This is a genomic window from Vibrio makurazakiensis (genome assembly GCF_050337375.1).
GTDB lineage: Bacteria > Pseudomonadota > Gammaproteobacteria > Enterobacterales > Vibrionaceae > Vibrio > Vibrio makurazakiensis.
In genome coordinates this window covers 1-1,268 of sequence record NZ_JAKJSW010000443.1, presented here as the reverse complement: position 1 = coordinate 1,268, position 1,268 = coordinate 1, and the positions used below count along the sequence as shown (strand labels likewise).

Annotated in this window: 2 protein-coding genes; both read left to right on the top strand. The window is 40.7% G+C overall.

Features of this window, described 5'->3' with window-relative positions; genetic code table 11:
* Positions 1-5: 5 nt before the first annotated feature.
* A complete protein-coding gene (locus L4C33_RS22320) occupies positions 6-380 on the top strand; it encodes a hypothetical protein (RefSeq protein WP_428814565.1) in 375 nt (124 codons plus the stop codon).
* A gap of 34 nt (positions 381-414) precedes the next feature.
* Positions 415-1,268: methyltransferase (locus L4C33_RS22315; protein WP_428814564.1), on the top strand; the 854-nt coding region annotated here is incomplete at its 3' end.

Below are 1,268 nucleotides of genomic sequence, written 5' to 3'. Positions count from 1 at the left end.
AAGTAGTGATATCACTGCTGCTAGTGCTTACGCTCGCTGGATGTGGGCGAGTGCAACCTGTGATGAACGTTGAGGATACTCCAGTTGCGTATGATCTTCAAAGTAAACAAGTTAAATCAGTCATATACGAAGCGGCTACAGCTAGAAATTGGTTGGTAAGCGAAATTAAGCCTGGCCTATTACGTGCTGAATTATTCGTTCGTGATCACCATGCGGTTGTAGATATTGCTTATTCTGAAAAATTTTACTCTATTCAATATGTTGAATCAGAAAACCTAAAGTACAACGATGGTAAAATTCATCGTAACTACAATCGTTGGATTAATAACCTGAACACTGATATTAAAGCCAAATTAGCAAGGCTAGCGGCTAGTCAGTAATTTACTTAACTAAATTGACTTAAATAGGTTAACTGTGTCTAAAAATAATCTTGACCCATTCAATGCATTGGAAGCAAAAACAGAAGCTCAAAAGCTATCATTTGCCCCGATAGCTTTTCATACAGCACGAACTTTGCGTGACTTAAATATACTAGCGGTACTTGAGGATGCAGGAGAGTCAGGGTTACCCGCTCCTGAGATTGCTAAGCAAACCGGTGTTTCTGAGTACGGTGTTAAAGTTCTGTTAGATATGGCGATCAGCGCCAATATAGTACTTTGGAATAAGCCGAATTATATAATTGGCAACCTTGGTTTTTTTCTGCAGAACGACGGAATGACTAAGGCTAATATGGATTTTACGGCGGACGTTTGTTATGCCGCGATGATGCATTTAACCGAATCTATTGAAAAAGGGGAGCCTGCTGGTTTAAAAGAACTTGGAGATTGGGAAACAATTTATCAAGGTTTATCTCAGCTGCCTGAAAAAGCAAAAGAAAGCTGGTTCAAGTTTGACCATTTCTATTCTGATCGCTCATTTCCTGTTCTTTTAGAAACCATCTTTAAGCGCGCTCCAAAGACAATTGTCGATATTGGTGGTAATACTGGCAAGTGGGCGATGCAGTGTTGTGGGCACAATACTGATGTAGAAGTGACGATTGTAGACTTACCTCAGCAGCTGGAAATGGCAATGAAAAATGCTGATTCTCACGGTTTTAGTGAACGTGTTCACCCTTATCCAGCCAATATGCTTGATAAGCAGCAGCAACTACCTGAACGTGCCGATGTGTGGTGGATGAGCCAGTTCTTAGATTGTTTCTCGCCTATGGAAATCCTGAGTATTTTAAAACGAGTCAAAGCTCAAGTCTGCTCTGGTGACCGTGTATACAT